The 1,986-nt window shown below is 28.3% G+C and carries 3 protein-coding genes; 1 reads left to right on the top strand and 2 read right to left on the bottom strand.

Translation table 11 applies throughout. The annotated features are described in order from the left end of the window. Positions 1 to 194: hypothetical protein (locus RR561_RS09060; protein WP_332507560.1), on the top strand; the 194-nt coding region annotated here is incomplete at its 5' end. Between the two features lie 142 nt (positions 195 to 336). On the opposite strand, the gene RR561_RS09055 is transcribed toward RR561_RS09060, so the two are convergent. Continuing rightward, the gene (locus tag RR561_RS09055) at positions 337 to 1,197 is read right to left on the bottom strand and encodes a J domain-containing protein (RefSeq protein ID WP_332507558.1); all 861 of its coding nucleotides are present in this window, start codon (positions 1,195 to 1,197) and stop codon (positions 337 to 339) included. Positions 1,198 to 1,618: 421 nt separating this feature from the next. Next, positions 1,619 to 1,986 (bottom strand): hypothetical protein (locus RR561_RS09050; protein ID WP_442952313.1); only part of this gene is annotated, 368 nt, incomplete at its 5' end.

Raw genomic sequence — 1,986 nt, 5'->3', positions numbered from 1 at the left:
TTATAAATATGAGTGCAATTTCTTGGGAGAAAACTATCTGCCTAGATGAACAAACGATTCAGCAGTATCAGACTCAAGGAAAAGGTTTTATTGATGGTTTAGCTAAAAGTGGTCGTAGACGAATTCAAGTAGAGCATGTATTTGGAAGGATGAAATGTTTTAAGATTTTATCTTGTGTAAGCTTTGTTGCATAAATACCTAAAACTATGATTTTATTATATTTATTTTTTATTAAAATTTGGTAAACCCCTTAAAAATCAGTATCTTGCAAAATATTTATGCAACAAAGCCGCTCTAGACTAACATATCTATTCTACTAGTCTAGAGCCTGAATATTTAAACTCCCTTATATTCTTCTTCATATGCTATATAATCTTCATCTAGGCAAGAATATACAATATTCTCTTTTTCTACTTCAAATGCGGCATTATATTTTTCATATGAAATCCATTTTGATAAACCATCCTTATGAATACTAATATGATCTGGTTTTCCAAAAAAAAGATTAACTTCTTTTTCTGTTGATATTCCTACAATATTATTAATAGAAGCATGAATTGGAGTACCACAAACTCTTGAAGTTTTTAAATCATTTTCATTTGGACCTATAAAATCAATATTAATAAAATCATAATTCCATCTTAAATGATAAAGATCATCATGTATTTTATTTATTTTTTCAGATGAATTCTCAGCTTGTCCTTTTAGTAGTGTTACTTCTACAGGACTCATTCCTAAACTTACCCCATCAATTGTTGATATTTCAACTTCGTTAAAATATGATTCTTCAGCTGGTTTTGGTTGCATTATGAATGGTATTGCTATTACTATAATTAATAATATACAACCAAAATAAATTAAACGTTTCTTCTTTTTTTTCTTTGTTAAAACTTCTTTTTTTGCTTTATATTCAGGAGAATTAATAAAATCATCTTGTTTATTATAAGGATATTCTATATCTAGTTTTTGTTTAACATTAAATTGCTCTCTATTTTTTTTTAATTTTTCATCATATGCCTTTCTTTGGATTGGATCTATTAATACCTCATAAGCATTTCTAATGGCAACCATTTTTTGATTAGCATCATTAGCTTTATAACGATCAGGATGATATTTTTGCACCAAACCTTTATAGGCAAGCTTAATAATTTCTTCTGGAGCATCTTCTGCAACATGTAAAATTTCATATAAATTCATAGTAATTGTAATATCTTTTTTTAAAAGATAATTTATCCTATCTTCAGTAAAGATATATTTATTATATATAAATAGTCTAACTATAGGTAAATTAAAAATATTTAATTGAATTTGGCTTTGTTGCACAAAGATTTAAAAGACAACACTCTGCTCATTTGAACAGAACTCAAGTGACAACTTGGGTATGAGGACGACCTAATTCTGTAAATTTATTCAAACAGATCAGGCAATACATTAACTATTGATTGTGACAGGAACGTAGATCAGATCTATATCGGCAGAAAGTTCACAGCTAAAGTTTAACTACTTCCTCCTGAACTGAGTCAAGCTCCTGTAACAAGTAATCTTGCTTTATTCAAAGTAGATCTTTACCTGACTAGAAAAACTCTTTGCCGTTAATTTATCGCCTAATAATTTGATTTTATGGTTTGTAATCAGTTTTTTGATGTAGAGCCTGCAAAATTCGTTTAGCTGTTTCTTCCCTTACACTTTTGGGATCTCTTAGAATCCCACTAATCCAAGTCGCAAAAGTAGGATAGTCGGGAAAATTACTGAGGTCTGAAAGCTCAGAAAGTTTAGATAAAATAATACTGTATTTATTAATTTGAGCATCGGACATAATATTACAGAATAGATCTACTGTACTTATCTCTCTTTGTGAGAGACTATATTTAACATAAAAACTCTTATTCGCAATTTTAAAAACTAGAATTTTCCACCAATTTTTTACCCATTTAACATAATGGTGATTATACGCAATACACTTGTATATTAATATAAATATCAGAT

Origin of the sequence: Peptostreptococcus sp. (genome assembly GCF_036639115.1) — a bacterium.
In the GTDB taxonomy this organism is placed as follows: Bacteria; Bacillota; Clostridia; order Peptostreptococcales; family Peptostreptococcaceae; genus Peptostreptococcus.
Note: the sequence above shows the minus strand (reverse complement) of the source record. Positions and strands in the feature narration are given on the sequence as shown.

Bases quoted from the DNA above. Each gene is read 5' to 3' on its own strand.
- RR561_RS09055 (WP_332507558.1), bottom strand. From the start codon at position 1,197: ATGAATTTATATGAAATTTTACATGTTGCAGAAGATGCTCCAGAAGAA.